This is a genomic window from Bradyrhizobium sp. 179, assembly GCF_023073535.1.
GTDB lineage: Bacteria > Pseudomonadota > Alphaproteobacteria > Rhizobiales > Xanthobacteraceae > Bradyrhizobium.
The window spans coordinates 156597-170393 of record NZ_JADPJR010000036.1 but is presented as its reverse complement, the minus strand read 5'-3'; the positions used below and the strand labels follow the sequence as shown (position 1 = coordinate 170393).

Genomic DNA, 13797 nt, shown 5'->3' with positions numbered 1-13797 from the left:
AACGGCGACCCAGCTCGGGCGGCCACCCGGGCTGGGCCATTCCTCACGGAACGGCTCAACATAACCGATCAGGCTAATACAAGGGTGGGCAAAGGCGCACTTGCGCCGTGCCCACCATGCTTCCGCGAATGATGAAGACGTGGTGGGCACGCTTCGCTTTGCCCGCCCTACAGCCGTCGTGAATGCCCCTACCGCCAGTGCAGCAGCCTTGTCTCCAGCCAGCCGATCACCTTGCCGACCACGAGGCCAAACACCGACAGGATCACCACACCCGCGAGCAGCTGATCCGTCTGCATCAGATTGCCGGCCTGGAGCACGAACGCGCCGATGCCGTATTGCGCGCCGATCATCTCGGCGCTGACGACGAGCAGCAGCGCGACCGAGGCGGTGATGCGGAAGCCAGCGAGAATCGCGGGCAGCGCGCCAGGCCAGATCACCTTGCGCACGATGGTGGCAAACGGAACGTTGAAGCTCTGCGCCATGCGGATCAAGTTGCGCGGCACCGCGTCGACGCCGCTATAGACCGAGATCGCGGTCGAGAAGAAGACGCCGAGCGCAATGGTCGCGATCTTTGGCTCTTCGCCGATGCCGAGCCAAAGGATCAGGAGCGGCAGCAGCGCAATCTTCGGGATCGGAAACAGCGCCGAGATGAAGGTGATGCCGACGCTGCGCGCGAGCCGCGACAGGCCGATGGCGAACCCGACGGCAACGCCCGCCGCCGTCCCGAGCAGCCAGCCCATGCCGATGCGCAGCAGCGAGGCCGAAACGTGCTGCCAGAGCGCGCCAGAGATCGCGAGCTGATAGATCGCACGTATGATCGCCGACGGCGCCGGCAGGAACAGCGGATTGACGAAGGCCGCGCTGCCGGCGGCCTGCCAGATCGCGATGACGAGCGCGAGCGCGATCCAGCCGCCGAAGCGGCTCGACGCAGGCACGAAGCCCGCACCGCGGAAGCGGACGCGTCGAGTGGCTTGGTCCTTCGAAGCGCCTTCCGCCGGCGCGCGGTCAAGCATGCTGAACCTCGCGTTCGGCGTCGATGGCCTCGTTGCGGATCAGTGACCAGATCTGGTTTTGCAGCGCCAGCAGCTTTTCCCGCGCAGCGGTTTCGCCGCGCTCTGCACGCGTCATCGGCACGGTCACGACCTCGCGAATGCGGCCGGGCCGCCGCGACAGCACCACGATGCGGTCGGCGAGCCGCGCTGCCTCTTCGAGATTATGGGTGACGTAGACCGCGCCCATGCCGCCGTCGGCGAGCAGGCGAACGAAGTCCTCCATCAGGAGTTCGCGGGTTTGCGAATCCAGCGCCGACAGCGGCTCGTCCATCAGCAGGATCGCAGGTTTGACCGCAAGCGCGCGCGAAATGCCGACGCGCTGGCGCATGCCGCCGGAGAGCTGTTTTGGATAGGTCTTGCGAAATTCGGTCAGGCCGGTGCGGCGCAGCGCGTCCTCGACCAGCGCGCGACGCTGCGTTGCTGAAAGCTGCGTGTGCAGCAAGGGGAATTCGACGTTCTCCTCGACCGTCGCCCATGGCAGCAACGCGAAATCCTGAAACACGAAGGTCAGCGGATTAAGGCTGTCCGCCGGCGGCTGGCCGCGCAGCTCGGGCGCCCCCGAGCTCGGCTGCAAGAGGCCGCCGAGGATCGACAGCAGCGTGCTCTTGCCGCAGCCGGAGGGACCGACGATCGCCACGACCTCGCCGGCGCTGACGGTGAACGAGACGTCGTCGAGCACGGCGAGGTCGCCGAAACGATGAGAGATGTGGTTGGCGATCAGATCCATGCGCGCCCGCCGTCTTCACCCTTCCCTGGAGAGGCAGGGGAAGGTGGCAGGTTGCCCGTCACGAGAGTCTGCATCGTCAGCATCAATCCGCCTTCACATAGTCCTTCGCGATGATCGCGTTCGCATCAAAGCCCTTGTCGGCAAAGCCCTGCTCCTGAAGCCATTTGATCTGGTTGTCGACGTTCTTCACATCCAGCTTGCCGTTGGGGTCGATATAGGCACAGTTGCCGACGACCTGCTCGACCGGGAGGTTGGTATACTTGGCAATGATCTCCAAGAGCGGCTTGGTCTGGTCGTTGACCGGCGCAACCCCGTCCTTCATCGCCGCGAGAATGACGTCGTGATATTCGCGATCGGCCCTCGCCAGAGCGGCGAGCAGTTTTGTCACCAGGGCCTTGTTGGTCAGCGTCTTCGGCGAAGCGAACACCGCCCCTAATTGCCAGGGCGTCTCGTCGCCGACCCAGCCCAACAATTTCGCGCCGCCCTCGTCGATCAGCTTTCGCGCCGTCGAGACCGGAAGCAGCGCCGCATCGACAGTCTCGCCCTTCAGCGCAGCCGCGGCATTCGACAGCGATTGCAGCGGCACGATCTTCACGTCCGCGAGCTTGAAGCCATATTTATCGGCGAGCAGCCCGAGCGAGTAATGAAAGCTCGATCCGACCTGCGTCACCGCCACGCGCTTGCCCGCAAGATCCTTCGGCGTCTTGAGGCCGGCGGCATAGGCGTTGTTGCTGGCGAAATAGCCGATCAGGGGATAGCCGGCCTTCTCGCGGCTCATGCCGCCGATCACCTTCAGCGTCCCCTTGCCGGCGAGATTGTAGAGACCGGCGGTGAAGGCGGTGATGCCGAAATCGACGTCGCCCGATGTGGTGGCGACCGCGATCGGCTGCGCCGCGTCGAAGAATTTCAGCTCGACCTCCAAGTCGGCGTCGCGAAAATAGCCCTTGTCCTGCGCAATGAAGACCGGCGCGGAGGACGACAGACGAAGCACGCCGATCTTGGCCTTCAGCGCCTCTTCGGCCCGGGCCGTGCCCGTCGCCATGATCGCCAAAAGCCCCACTAGCGCGAGCCGCGCAATCCCCATCATCCCATTCCTCCAGTGGTTCTCTTGGTCGTTCTCTTGCAGTCCGCTACAGGCCCTCGGGCACCGTCTGGTCCCGCCCGATGAAGGCGCCCTGTCGCTTCAACGCTTCCTGCAATTTTTCAACGGGGATGTCACGTGGCATCCGGTTTCCGGCCAGCGCCAGGGCGGCGGCGGAACCGGCCGCCTCCCCCATCACGAAACACGCACCGGAGACCCGTGCCGCCGACTGGCCCTCATGGGTCATGGAGGCACAGCGGCCGGCGACCAGGAGATTGTCGACCCCCTCAGGCACCAGCATCCGGTACGGCAGCTCGTTATAGCCGCGCGAGTCCGGGATCGGCGGAAAGGTGAAGACCACGTCGCCGGGCACATGGGCCTCGATCGGCCAGCCATTGACGCCGATCGAATCCTCGAACGAAGCGCAGCCGAGCACGTCCGCGCCGCTGAGCTGGTAGCCGCCCTTAATGCGGCGGGTCTCCCGGATGCCGAGCTGCGGCGGCAGGTCGACGATGTAGGACTTTTCGAAGCCCGGCACGGTGCGCAGGAACTCGAACGCGGCGAGCGCCTGCTTGCGGCCCTCGATCTCGCCGCGGGTGAGGTCGTCGGGCTCGACGCCGTTGATGGCGTGGCCGTCCTCGCGCGCGACTTGCGTGAAATTCACCCGCCATTCGATGCCGGACTTTTGCGGCCGCACGATCGCGCTCTTGCGCGGGAATTTGTGCGTGCCGGCGGCAGTGGCCTTCTCCATCAATTGCGGAATGGTTCGCCAGGCCTCCCCTGCCTTCGCGGGATCGATGCCGTTGAGACGCAGCATCATCGAGGGGTACATCGGATGGCCATGTTCGTCGCCGATCTCGAACGGCGCGCCGGCCCACACCGCGAGATCGCCGTCGCCCGAGCAGTCGATGAAGATCTCGGATCGCACCGCCTGCCGGCCCGCCTTGGTCTCGACCATCAGCGCATCGATGCGGCGGTCATCGCCCATCACCACGCCGGCGCCGAGTGCGTGAAAGAGGATGTGCACCTTGTGGCTCGCAAGCAGCTCGTCGGCCGCAATCTTATAGGCGGCGGTGTCATAGGCCTGGGCAAAGACCTTTCCGAGGATCAGGTGCGGCGCATTGAGACCGTTGAGCCGGTCGATCCGCGCCAGCAGCTCCGAGGCCATGCCCTGCACCAAGCGGCGATGCTCGCCATAGACATTGCCGTGCAGGCCGCAGAAATTGGTGACGCCGGCTGCCGTGCCCATGCCGCCGAGAAAGCCGTAGCGCTCGACCAGCAGAGTCTTCCGCCCTGCGCGCGCCGCTGACGCCGCCGCAACGATGCCGGCCGGGCCGCCGCCGAGCACGACGACTTCATATTCGCCATAGAGCGGCACCTGTCGTGCCGGTTCTTCGATCATCGCCCGCATGATGCGTCCTGTTCCCAACTCTTACTTGGGGCCGACTATGGATCAGTGCGCACTGAGCTACAATCCACCAAAAACAAGCCCCCGATCGACGAGCGCAAGACACTCGAAACGCTGCGCCGGATGCGGCAGGACGATGATGCCGTCTATCGCAGCATCAACAACTTCTACCGCGGCTACTGAACGCCTAACCTTTGCCGCTCCGCCAATTCGCCGCCCGCTTCTCGGCAAACGAGGCCAGCCCTTCCGCCGCCTCTGCGCTCTGGCGCTTGACCGAATGCAGATGCACGAGGCGCGTGTAAGCGGCATCGTCCACCGCCATGCCGCCGAACGAGCTCTCCAGCGCGAGCTTTTTGGTTTCGGCCATCGCTTCCGGCCCGTTGGCGAGCAACTGCTCCACCACCTTGCTGCCTGCGGCCTCCAGTTCGGCGAGCGGCACCACCTCGTGAACGAGGCCGATGCGGCGGGCGTCCTCGGCGCCAAAGCGCTCGCCGGTCAGCGCGTAGCGGCGGACTTGCCGTACACTCATGGCGTCGCAGAGCTGCGGGATGATGATGGCGGCGGTCAGGCCCCAGCGCACCTCGGTGATCGAGAACAGGGCGTTGTCCGCGGCGATCACGATGTCGCAGGCCGCGATCACGCCGGTGCCGCCACCGAAGCAGCCACCCTGCACCAGCGCAACCGTTGGAACCGGCAGCGTGTTGAGCCGCTGCACGGCCTCGAAGGTCGCTCGCGAGGCCGCCTTGTTCGCTTCAGTCGATTGCGGCCGCACGCCGTTGATCCATTTGAGGTCGGCGCCAGCCTGGAAATGCTTGCCATTGCCCCGGAGCACGACGATGCGAAGGCTCTGCTTCTTGCCGAGATCGTCCATGGCCGCGAGCACGCCCGCGATCAAGGCGTCGTCATAGGCGTTGTTGACCTCGGGACGGTTCAGGGTGACGGTCGCAACGCCGCGCTCGTCGAGGGTCCACAACACTGGATTGGTGGTCATCGGCGATCCTCCGGTCGATTTGTTTGCCGCGCACTATGGCCGAGGCCGCGCGCTCTGATCCATATCTTTCCGGCGTGGGGCGGCCGCGTCCATCGCATGGCGGCTTGTGTCATGCTGGCACCAGGCGGCAAGAGATCAGGACGGGACATAGACATGCGCATCTGCATTTTCGGCGCAGGCGCCGTCGGCAGCCACATTGCGGTACGGCTGGCACGCGCGGGCTATGAGGTCAGTTGCGTGATGCGGGGGGCGCATCTGGAGGCGGCTCGCGCCGGCGGCCTCAAGCTGCGCGTCGGCGATTCCGAGGTCGGCGCCAAGGTGATCGCGTCCGGCGATCCGGCCCAACTCGGGCCGCAGGACGTCGTGATCTCGACGCTGAAAGCAACCGCGCTTCAGGGACTGGTCTCCAGCATCAAGCCGCTGCTCCAGGACGACACCGCGATCGTGTTCGCGCAGAACGGCATTCCCTGGTGGTACAGCATCGGCCTGCCGCCGCGACACCCCACGCCGCCGGACATTTCGTTTCTCGATCCCGGCGGGCGCTTGCGCGCCTGCATCCCGAAGGAACGCATCGTCGGCGGCGTCGTCTTCTCGTCCAACGAGGTGATCGCGCCCGGCGTGGTGCAGAACCTCACCCCGGACCGCAACCGCCTCTTGATCGGCGAATGCGACGACCGCAATTCCGAGCGCATCACCAGACTGCGCAGTGTCTTCAACGATGCCCGACTGGAATCGCCGCCGGTGGCCGAGATCCGCGAGGCGATCTGGTCAAAGCTCCTGACCAACATGTCGCTGTCGGTGCTGTGCCTGCTCACCGGCCAGACCGCGCGCGGAGTGCGCGACGATCCCGCCTTCACTGAAGTCATCCCGCGCATGCTGAACGAGGCCAACGACATCGCCCAGCACTTCATCCCCGAGGTCAAGCGCGTGACCCGCAGCGGCCCCGCCCCCAATCACAAGCCATCGCTGCTCCAGGATTACGAGCTCGGTCGCGCCATGGAGATCGACGTGCTGGTGAAGGCGCCGGCCGCCTTCGCGCGCGCCGCCGGCCTATCGACGCCGGCCCTCGACCTGATCGCCGCGCTGGCGATCCAGAAGGCGCGCGACAAGGGGCTCTATGCGGCGTGACCTTCAGGCAAGCCCATCGATCCAAGCCGCCAGCGTGTCGAGCACCTCTGTCAGCACCTCGTCATTGCTGCGGCCGGACTTTTTCAGGACCGCGAAGGAATGATCGCCGCCCTCGGTCTCATGCAGCGTCGCCTTCGCCCCGAGCCGCGCGACGACAGGCCTGAGATGGCCGAGATCGGCAAGCCCGTCGCGCGTCCCTTGCAGGAACAGCATCGGGATTGCGATGCCGGCGAGATGCTCGGCCCGATCGACCGACGGCTTTTTGTCGGCATGCAGGGGAAAGCCGAGGAAGGCGAGCCCTTTGACGTGAGGCAATGGGGCCTTGGACTGCGCCTGCGAGGTCATCCGCCCGCCGAACGACTTCCCGCCGGCCACGAGCTTCAGTCCCGGGCATAGCCGCGCCGCCTCCAGGGCCGCCGCGCGGATCGCGGCGTGGGCGACCGCCGGTGGATCGGGACGCCCCTGCTTCTTCTCCATGTACGGGAAATTGAAGCGAAGCGTCGCGATGCCGCGCTCAGCGAGACCTTGTGCGACCTTCTCCATGAACGCATGCCGCATATCGGCGCCTGCGCCGTGCGCCAGCACGTAGCAGGCGCGCGCCTCGGCCGGCTGCGTCAGGATCGCCGAGACTGTGCCGACGCGCTCGATGTCGAGCTTGAGCTCTTGAGTTTTGGCAGCCAAGATCAGACACCCTGATGCATTTCTGGCCGCCTTGGTAGCGTCACTGGCGCAGCCTGAAAACACAATAATTGCCGCGCCCTGCCGGCCTACCAAGCCGGACAGCCGCATTGACCGAGGTAACCATGTCCTACCGCTCCTCCTGGATGACCGAAGAGCTCGAAATCTTCCGCGACCAGTTCCGGAAATATCTCGCCAAGGACCTGGCGCCGCATGCCGAAAAATGGCGCGAGCAGAAGATGGTCGACCGCTTCGCCTGGCGCGGGCTCGGCGAGATGGGGGCGCTGCTGGCGAGCGTGCCGGAGGAATATGGCGGGCTGGGTGCCACCTTCGCTTACGACGCGGCGGTGCTGGACGATCTCGAAAGCACGGTGCCGGAGCTGACGACAGGCGTCTCCGTGCACAGCGCCATCGTCGCGCACTATATCCTCAATTATGGCTCGGAGGAGCAGAAGAAGCGCTGGCTGCCGAAGATGGCCTCGGGCGAGATGGTCGGCGCCATCGCCATGACCGAGCCCGGCACCGGCTCGGATTTGCAGGCCGTGAAGACCACGGCGAAGAAGCAGGGCAATTCCTACGTCATTAACGGCCAGAAGACGTTCATCACCAACGGCCAGGCCGCCGACCTCGTTATCGTGGTCGCGCGTACCGGCGAGGCGGGCGCGAAAGGCATCTCGCTGATCGTGGTCGAGACTGCTGGCACTGAAGGCTATCGGCGCGGGCGCAACCTCGACAAGATCGGCCTGCACGCCTCCGACACCTCGGAGCTGTTCTTCGACAATGTCACCGTGCCGCCGGACAACCTGCTCGGCAACGAGGAAGGCCAGGGCTTTGTCCAGTTGATGCAGCAATTGCCGCAGGAGCGCCTCGCGCTCGCGGTCGGCGCCGTCGCCGCGATGGAGCGTGCGATCAAGCTCACCACCGACTACACCAAGGAGCGGAAAGCCTTCGGCAAACCGCTGATGGAATTCCAGAACACCGCGTTCAAGCTCGCCGAGCGCAAGACCGAGGCGATGATCGCGCGCGTCTTCGTCGACTGGTGCATCGAGCGCCTGATCGCCAAAGACCTCGACACGGTCACGGCGTCGATGGCGAAATATTGGTGCTCGGAGAAGCAGGTCGAGACCGCCGACGAATGCCTGCAGCTGTTCGGTGGCTACGGCTACATGCAGGAATACCCGATCTCACGCATCTTCATCGATTCCCGCATCCAGAAGATCTACGGCGGCACCAACGAGATCATGAAGCTGTTGATTGCAAGGTCGCTGTAGTCGCGTCCTGCTCAATTCGGATGCCACCAGCGGCCGCCGATGACGACACCGTCGGAGACGATCTTGCGATCGCCGATCAGGTGCTCGCCGACGACGTCCTCGTAATCGAACTGGCCCTGCTTGACCGAGATCAGCGTGGCGTCGCCGACGCTGCCCGGTTTGAGGCTGCCGAGCTCCGGGCGCCGCAGCGCCATCGCCGCATTCACCGTCGAGGCCGCAATCACATCCGGTAGCTCCATGCCCATGCACAGGAATTTCGACATGGTCGTGACCTGATCATAGGCGGGGCCGTCGATGCACAGCATGTGGATGTCGGACGAGATCGTGTTCGGATAGAAGCCGTTGGCGAGCATCGCGCGCGCGGTCTTGAACGCGAACGAGCCCTTGCCATGGCCGATGTCGAACAGCACGCCGCGCTCGCGTGCATCCAGCACCGCCTTCTTCACCGTGCCCTGCGCGGTCGCGGGCGTGTTGGGGAAGGGGCGGAACGCGTGGGTGAGCACGTCGCCGGGGCGCAGGCGGGCCAGCACCTCCTCGTAGCTCGGCGGTGGATGGTCGATATGCGCCATTAGGGGGCATGCCGACCTCCTCGGCAACCTCGAGCGCGATGTCGAGCGGCACGGTTCCGGACGTGCCCGAGGAGTGCAGGCCCACGCGCACCTTGATGCCGACGATGAGATCGCGATTGGCATCGGCGACCTTGGCCGCATCGATCGGATTCATCAGCCGCAGCTCCTCGCTCTCGCCGACCATGATCCGGTGCGAGAAACCGAATATGCCGGCATGCGAGACGTGGAGATAAGCGAGAATGCGGACCTGGCTCGGCTCGATCACATGCTTGCGAAAGCCTGCGAAATTGCCCGGTCCGGCGCTGCCGGTATCCACCGCCGTGGTGACGCCGGAGCGGCGGCAGAATTCCTCGGCATCGATGCCGAGCGAGGTGCCGCCCCAATAGACATGGGTGTGCAGATCGATCAGCCCCGGCGTCACGATGTAGCGTGACGCGTCACGGACCTCGGTGCCCGGATCCGCCTTGAGCCCGTTGCCGACCGCCGCCACCTTGCCGCCGGCAAAAGCGACGTCGGTCACGGCGTCGAGCTTCTGGGACGGATCGACCACACGGCCGCCGCGCAGGATCAAGTCGAAAGGCATCGTCGTCTCCGGAAGTGCTGTAGGGTGTGGCGGGCACGTCGGCCGGACCAGCAAGGAAGGAAGCCGTTTGCTTCTAGCAATTTTTGCGCCGATCGGCGTAGCAAACCGTAACGGTGGCCCTGAAAATGGCGATCCCGGGAAGACTCGAACTTCCGACCTACGGTTTAGGAAACCGCCGCTCTATCCGGCTGAGCTACGGGACCGCGGAACCCGGAGTTGCGGGTTCGGCCCCCTCATAGCAGAGCAGGATGCCGTTCGCCAGCCGCAAGGCGGGTCATCGCCAAGCCGAGCGAGGAGGCTGTACAATCGCGTCTGGATTGACGTGCGGAGCATCCCATGATCGAAAGCATCAGCGCCATCACCCTCGGCACGCACGACATGGCGCGCGCCGTTCACTTCTATCATTCTCTGGGATTCGAGCTCCTCCACGGTGGCGAAGCCGCGGCATTTACCAGCTTTCGCGCCGGGACCGGCTATCTCAACCTGACCGCGCAGCCCGACGACAAGCGCTGGTCCTGGTGGGGCCGCGTCATCTTCTATGTCGCCGATGTCGACGCGACCTACGAGCGCGCTCGCGCCGCCGGATGGCAGCCCTCGACCACGCCGCGCGATGCGGAATGGGGCGAACGTTATTTCCATCTTACCGACCCCGATGGCCATGAGCTCAGTTTCGCGCGGCCGCTCCGCGGAGTTCGAAGAGGCCGGATAGCTACGCCCTGATATTGTTGTCCTTTACCACCTTGCCCCAATAAGCGACCTGCTTGTCGAAGAAGCCCTTGAACGCGGCGCCGTCCTCGAGCAGCAGCGTCATGTGCTGGGTGTCCTTGAGCTGGGCGGCGGTCGCGGGCTCACTCAGGATCTCCTTGGAGGCCGTCGCCATGGCCGAAACGATGTCCGGCGGCGTGCCGGCGGGCGCGAAGATGCCCCACCAGGCGAGCGTCTCGAAGTCCGGAAAGCCCGCCTCGATCGCGGTCTGCGTGTCGGGCAACGCCGGCAGCCGCTCGCGGCCAAGCTGCAGGATCGGTCGCAGCATGTTGGTGCCGAGCTGGGCTGCGACCAGCGCCGCCGATCCTGCAATCAGATCGACATGGCCCCCGAGCACGTCGTTCATCGCCGGGCCGCCGCCGCGATAGGGTACGTGCATGATCTCGACACCGGCCTTGCTGCCGAGCACGGTCATGGCGAGATGGCCGAGCGTGCCGATGCCGACCGAGGCATATTTCACCGCGCCGGGCGTCGCCTTGCAGGCCGCCACCACGTCCGCGAAGCTCTTGTAGGGACGGCCGGCGCCGGCCGCGATCACGTAAGGCGCGGTGCCGATCAGCAGGACCGGCATCAGCTCACGCTCGACATCCACCGGCGGCTTGTCGAGGATGGATGGAATCACCGCATGGGAATCGAACGTCACCAGAAATGTCGAGCCGTCCGCCGGGCTCTTGGCCACCTGCGCCGCGCCGAGCGCGCCAGCGGCGCCCGACTTGTTCTCGACCACGACGATGCGGCCAAGCCTGGTTTGCAGATTGGACTGCAACAGCCGCGCCATCGCGTCGGTCGATCCGCCCGGCGGAAACGGCACCACGAGCGTGATCTTGCTCCCTTGCGCCGCCGCCGGCGCCATTGCGAGGATGGCCGGCGCAGCCAGGAGCGTACGTCGCGTGATGGTCATGGTCCCTCCCTTTGATCCCCCGCGCTTTGCTTTTTCTTTTGAGCGCTTCAGGTCGTCCCGAAACCGGATCCCGGTTTCCTGTATTCTGGCCTTGGTGGACTAAAGATGTCCAGCACGCGGGCGCCGTCGGGGCCGGCGCGCATGGTGTGGGGCACGTTGCCGGGCGTGCGCCAGAAATCGCCCTTCTTGACCGGGATTTCCTCATCGCCCTGGACGCGGATGGCGGAGCCGTCGAGCAGCACGCCCCATTGCTCCTCGGGATGATGGTGCAGCGTGCCCTGCGCGTGGGGCGCGAGCGTCACCACCGACAGCATCGCCTGCTCGCCGGAGAAGATGCGCGTGGTCACCCCAGCCGCGAGCTCGCGAAACAGCCCGTCGCTGGGATCATCGATATTGTGGAATTCATTCTTCTGGCTCATGCCATCCTCTTGTCGCCGCCTGATCAGGACTTGCCGTAGGAGCCCTGGTAGCGCCCCTCGCGAATCGCCTTCAGCGTCTCCTCCTCGCGCGCGACCTGGACGCGCACCGCCTCCAGCAGAGCCGCGGCGCCCGCGGCGGGAAACGACACCACGCCGTCCTCGTCGCCGACGACGATGTCGCCGGGCGCAATCACGCTGCCGCCGATCGTGACCGGCACGTTGATCTCGCCGGGGCCGTTCTTGTAGGGGCCGCGATGGATCACCGCGCGGGCGTAGCAGGGAAAGTCGTCGGCGGCGAACGCCGCAACGTCGCGGATCGCGCCGTCGATGACATAGCCTTCGGCTTTGCGCCATTGCGCGATGTTCTTCATGATCTCGCCGACCAGGGCTCGCGTCTCGTCGCCGCCGCCATCGACCACGATGACGTCGCCGGGGCCGACCAGCTCCAGCGCGCGGTGGATGGCGAGATTGTCGCCGGGACGGGTGCGCACCGTGAAGGCCGCTCCCACCAGCTTGCCGCCGCGATGATAGGGCCTTAACCCCACTGCGCCCGGCAGCCGGGCCAGATTGTCTGAGATCACCGAGGTCGGCGCGTCGCCGAAACCTGCGATGATGCTCGCCGGAGGCTTCGGCACGCTGCTCGCTGCGATGGTGATCGTCATGTCGGTCCTTCCGTGTTCTTGTCCGTGTTTTTGTCTTATTCGGCGTGCGCCCGCGCCTTCGCCGGCCAAATCCGGAAGGCGCGCCCCTCCTTCATCCACGCCGCGCGCTCGTCGCGCAACAGGGTGCGGCGGACTTTGCCGGAATCATCGCGCGGCGGCGCGTTGACGATCTCGAAACTCTCCGGGTGCTTGTAGCGGCTGAGCTTGTCCTTCAGGAAATCGGCGACGCCATCAGCGACGGCCTGACCGTCGGCATCGGGCTCCGGCTCGATGATGGCGTGGACGCGCTGGCCCAATTCCGGATCGGGCAATCCCACCACGACGCAGGAACGCACGCCGGGACAGGCGGAGACGGCGGCCTCGACCTCGGCCGGATAGATGTTGGCGCCGCCGCGCAGGATCATGTCGGCAAGACGGTCACCGAGATAGAGATAGCCTTCCGCATCCAGCCGGCCGATATCGCCAAGCGATTCCCAGCCGTCGGCACGGCGCTTCGGCTCGGCGCCGAGATAGTGATAGGTCGCGTCCGTGCCGTCATTGTTGAGGAAATAGATCTCGCCGGTCTCGCCAAGCGCGACATCGTTGCCGTCCTCGCCGATGATGCGAAGCTTCGCCATGTCGCCGATCTTGCCGACCGAACCCTTGTGCGTCAGCCATTCCGTACCGGAGATGATGCAGGCGCCCTGGCGCTCGGTGCCGCCATAGAGCTCCCAGATCCGCTCGGGCCCGAGCCAGGCGATCCAGTTCTCCTTCAGCCAGGGCGGCATCGGAGCTGCCATATGGAAAACCGTCTGAAGACTCGATACATCGTAGGCGTTGCGCACGGTCTCCGGCAGCGCCCAGATCCGGTGCATCATGGTAGGCACGAAATTGACCCATTGCACGCGCTCGCGTTCGATCTGCCGCAGCGTCTCCTCAGCGTCGAACTTGACGAGGCCGGTGAGCTTGCCGCCGGCGAACAGCGCGTAATGCGACACGATGAACGGCGCATTGTGATACAGCGGGCCGGGATTGAGCAGTGAGACCCCGAAGGGGATATGAAGCGGCGGCGCAGCGATGGTGTCGGTCACTGCCGGATGATGGTCGAGGATCACCTTGGGACGGCCGGTCGAGCCGCCTGAGGTCATGGCCTTCCAGTAGCGCGCCACCGGCGGGTTGAGCGGCTCGTCCGAAAAACCTTGCGGCACGAAATCAGCCGGGAGACGGTTCGGCGCGTTCCAATCGGCCTCGCCGCCGACCACCAGCGCCGGCTTGAGGATGTCGAGCACCGCGGCGGCTTCGCCGCGCGGCAGCCGCCACGACAGCGAGGTCGGCGTTGCCCCGCACTTCCACACCGCAAAGGATGTCTCGAAGAACGCGTTGCTGTTGGGTAATCCGATCGCGACGAAGTCACCGGGCTTGACGCCCTTGGCCATGAACGCCCGCGCGCGCCGGCTGGCGCCACGCTCGAGCTCGTCCCATGTCAGTGTCTCCTGCCCATGACGGACGGCGATCGTGCCGTGCGGTTTGCGCTCAGCGTACCAGCGCGGCACGTCGGACAGGGGCAGCAGCATCAGGCGTTT

14 protein-coding genes, 1 tRNA gene and 1 pseudogene are annotated in these 13797 nt (G+C 65.6%); 4 read left to right on the top strand and 12 right to left on the bottom strand.

Annotation, left to right across the window (positions count from 1 at the left end):
- Positions 1 to 188 precede the first annotated feature (188 nt).
- From IVB12_RS09430 to IVB12_RS09415, 4 genes are all read right to left on the bottom strand, one after another.
- Positions 189 to 1013 (bottom strand): ABC transporter permease, encoded by an 825-nt coding sequence (locus IVB12_RS09430; RefSeq protein WP_247297994.1) that lies wholly within the window; start codon positions 1011 to 1013, stop codon positions 189 to 191.
- The gene (locus tag IVB12_RS09425) at positions 1006 to 1779 is read right to left on the bottom strand and encodes an ABC transporter ATP-binding protein (RefSeq protein ID WP_247297991.1); all 774 of its coding nucleotides are present in this window, start codon (positions 1777 to 1779) and stop codon (positions 1006 to 1008) included. Before IVB12_RS09425 ends, IVB12_RS09430 begins: the two co-directional genes overlap by 8 nt.
- 82 nt (positions 1780 to 1861) lie before the next feature.
- Positions 1862 to 2866: an ABC transporter substrate-binding protein gene (locus IVB12_RS09420; protein WP_247297989.1), complete on the bottom strand. Its 1005-nt coding sequence runs from the start codon at positions 2864 to 2866 to the stop codon at positions 1862 to 1864.
- A 43-nt stretch (positions 2867 to 2909) separates the two neighbouring features.
- Entirely contained in the window at positions 2910 to 4271 is a 1362-nt protein-coding gene (locus IVB12_RS09415) for an FAD-dependent oxidoreductase (RefSeq protein WP_247297986.1), read from the bottom strand.
- A 45-nt stretch (positions 4272 to 4316) separates the two neighbouring features.
- Here IVB12_RS09415 and IVB12_RS38130 point away from each other — a divergent pair, with 45 nt between their 5' ends.
- The gene (locus IVB12_RS38130) at positions 4317 to 4451 is read left to right on the top strand and encodes a hypothetical protein (RefSeq protein ID WP_256466461.1); all 135 of its coding nucleotides are present in this window, start codon (positions 4317 to 4319) and stop codon (positions 4449 to 4451) included.
- Positions 4452 to 4455: 4 nt separating this feature from the next.
- Here IVB12_RS38130 and IVB12_RS09410 read toward each other — a convergent pair whose 3' ends face one another.
- The gene (locus IVB12_RS09410) at positions 4456 to 5259 is read right to left on the bottom strand and encodes an enoyl-CoA hydratase-related protein (protein ID WP_247297983.1); all 804 of its coding nucleotides are present in this window, start codon (positions 5257 to 5259) and stop codon (positions 4456 to 4458) included.
- Positions 5260 to 5412: 153 nt separating this feature from the next.
- On the opposite strand from IVB12_RS09410, the gene IVB12_RS09405 reads away from it, so the two are divergent.
- Positions 5413 to 6387 carry a ketopantoate reductase family protein gene (locus tag IVB12_RS09405; RefSeq protein WP_247297980.1) on the top strand — a complete coding sequence of 325 codons (975 nt, stop codon included), beginning with the start codon at positions 5413 to 5415 and terminating at the stop codon, positions 6385 to 6387.
- Between the two features lie 3 nt (positions 6388 to 6390).
- On the opposite strand, the gene IVB12_RS09400 is transcribed toward IVB12_RS09405, so the two are convergent.
- Positions 6391 to 7068 carry an alpha/beta family hydrolase gene (locus IVB12_RS09400; RefSeq protein ID WP_247297977.1) on the bottom strand — a complete coding sequence of 226 codons (678 nt, stop codon included), beginning with the start codon at positions 7066 to 7068 and terminating at the stop codon, positions 6391 to 6393.
- A gap of 122 nt (positions 7069 to 7190) precedes the next feature.
- Between IVB12_RS09400 and IVB12_RS09395 the strand changes: the two genes are divergently transcribed.
- Entirely contained in the window at positions 7191 to 8336 is a 1146-nt protein-coding gene (locus IVB12_RS09395; protein ID WP_247298025.1) for an acyl-CoA dehydrogenase family protein, read from the top strand.
- Positions 8337 to 8347: 11 nt separating this feature from the next.
- Here the strand turns inward: IVB12_RS09395 and IVB12_RS09390 are convergent.
- Together IVB12_RS09390 and IVB12_RS09385 are read right to left on the bottom strand one after the other, a co-directional pair.
- Positions 8348 to 9488, bottom strand: a pseudogene (locus IVB12_RS09390) (amidohydrolase/deacetylase family metallohydrolase).
- Between the two features lie 126 nt (positions 9489 to 9614).
- Positions 9615 to 9691, bottom strand: a tRNA-Arg gene (locus IVB12_RS09385).
- A 133-nt stretch (positions 9692 to 9824) separates the two neighbouring features.
- Here IVB12_RS09385 and IVB12_RS09380 point away from each other — a divergent pair.
- Complete coding sequence (locus IVB12_RS09380) at positions 9825 to 10208, top strand: VOC family protein (RefSeq protein ID WP_247297974.1); 384 nt, start codon at positions 9825 to 9827, stop codon at positions 10206 to 10208.
- On the opposite strand, the gene IVB12_RS09375 is transcribed toward IVB12_RS09380, so the two are convergent.
- The 4 genes from IVB12_RS09375 to IVB12_RS09360 are packed head-to-tail and all read right to left on the bottom strand — an operon-like array spanning position 10198 to position 13788.
- Positions 10198 to 11154 carry a tripartite tricarboxylate transporter substrate-binding protein gene (locus IVB12_RS09375; protein WP_247297973.1) on the bottom strand — a complete coding sequence of 319 codons (957 nt, stop codon included), beginning with the start codon at positions 11152 to 11154 and terminating at the stop codon, positions 10198 to 10200. The genes IVB12_RS09380 and IVB12_RS09375 overlap by 11 nt on opposite strands.
- Before the next feature lie 47 nt (positions 11155 to 11201).
- The gene (locus IVB12_RS09370; protein ID WP_247276341.1) at positions 11202 to 11573 is read right to left on the bottom strand and encodes a cupin domain-containing protein; all 372 of its coding nucleotides are present in this window, start codon (positions 11571 to 11573) and stop codon (positions 11202 to 11204) included.
- A 23-nt stretch (positions 11574 to 11596) separates the two neighbouring features.
- A complete protein-coding gene (locus tag IVB12_RS09365; RefSeq protein ID WP_247297970.1) occupies positions 11597 to 12235 on the bottom strand; it encodes an RraA family protein in 639 nt (212 codons plus the stop codon).
- A gap of 35 nt (positions 12236 to 12270) precedes the next feature.
- Complete coding sequence (locus IVB12_RS09360) at positions 12271 to 13788, bottom strand: AMP-binding protein (RefSeq protein WP_247297967.1); 1518 nt, start codon at positions 13786 to 13788, stop codon at positions 12271 to 12273.
- Between the last annotated feature and the right edge of the window lie 9 nt (positions 13789 to 13797).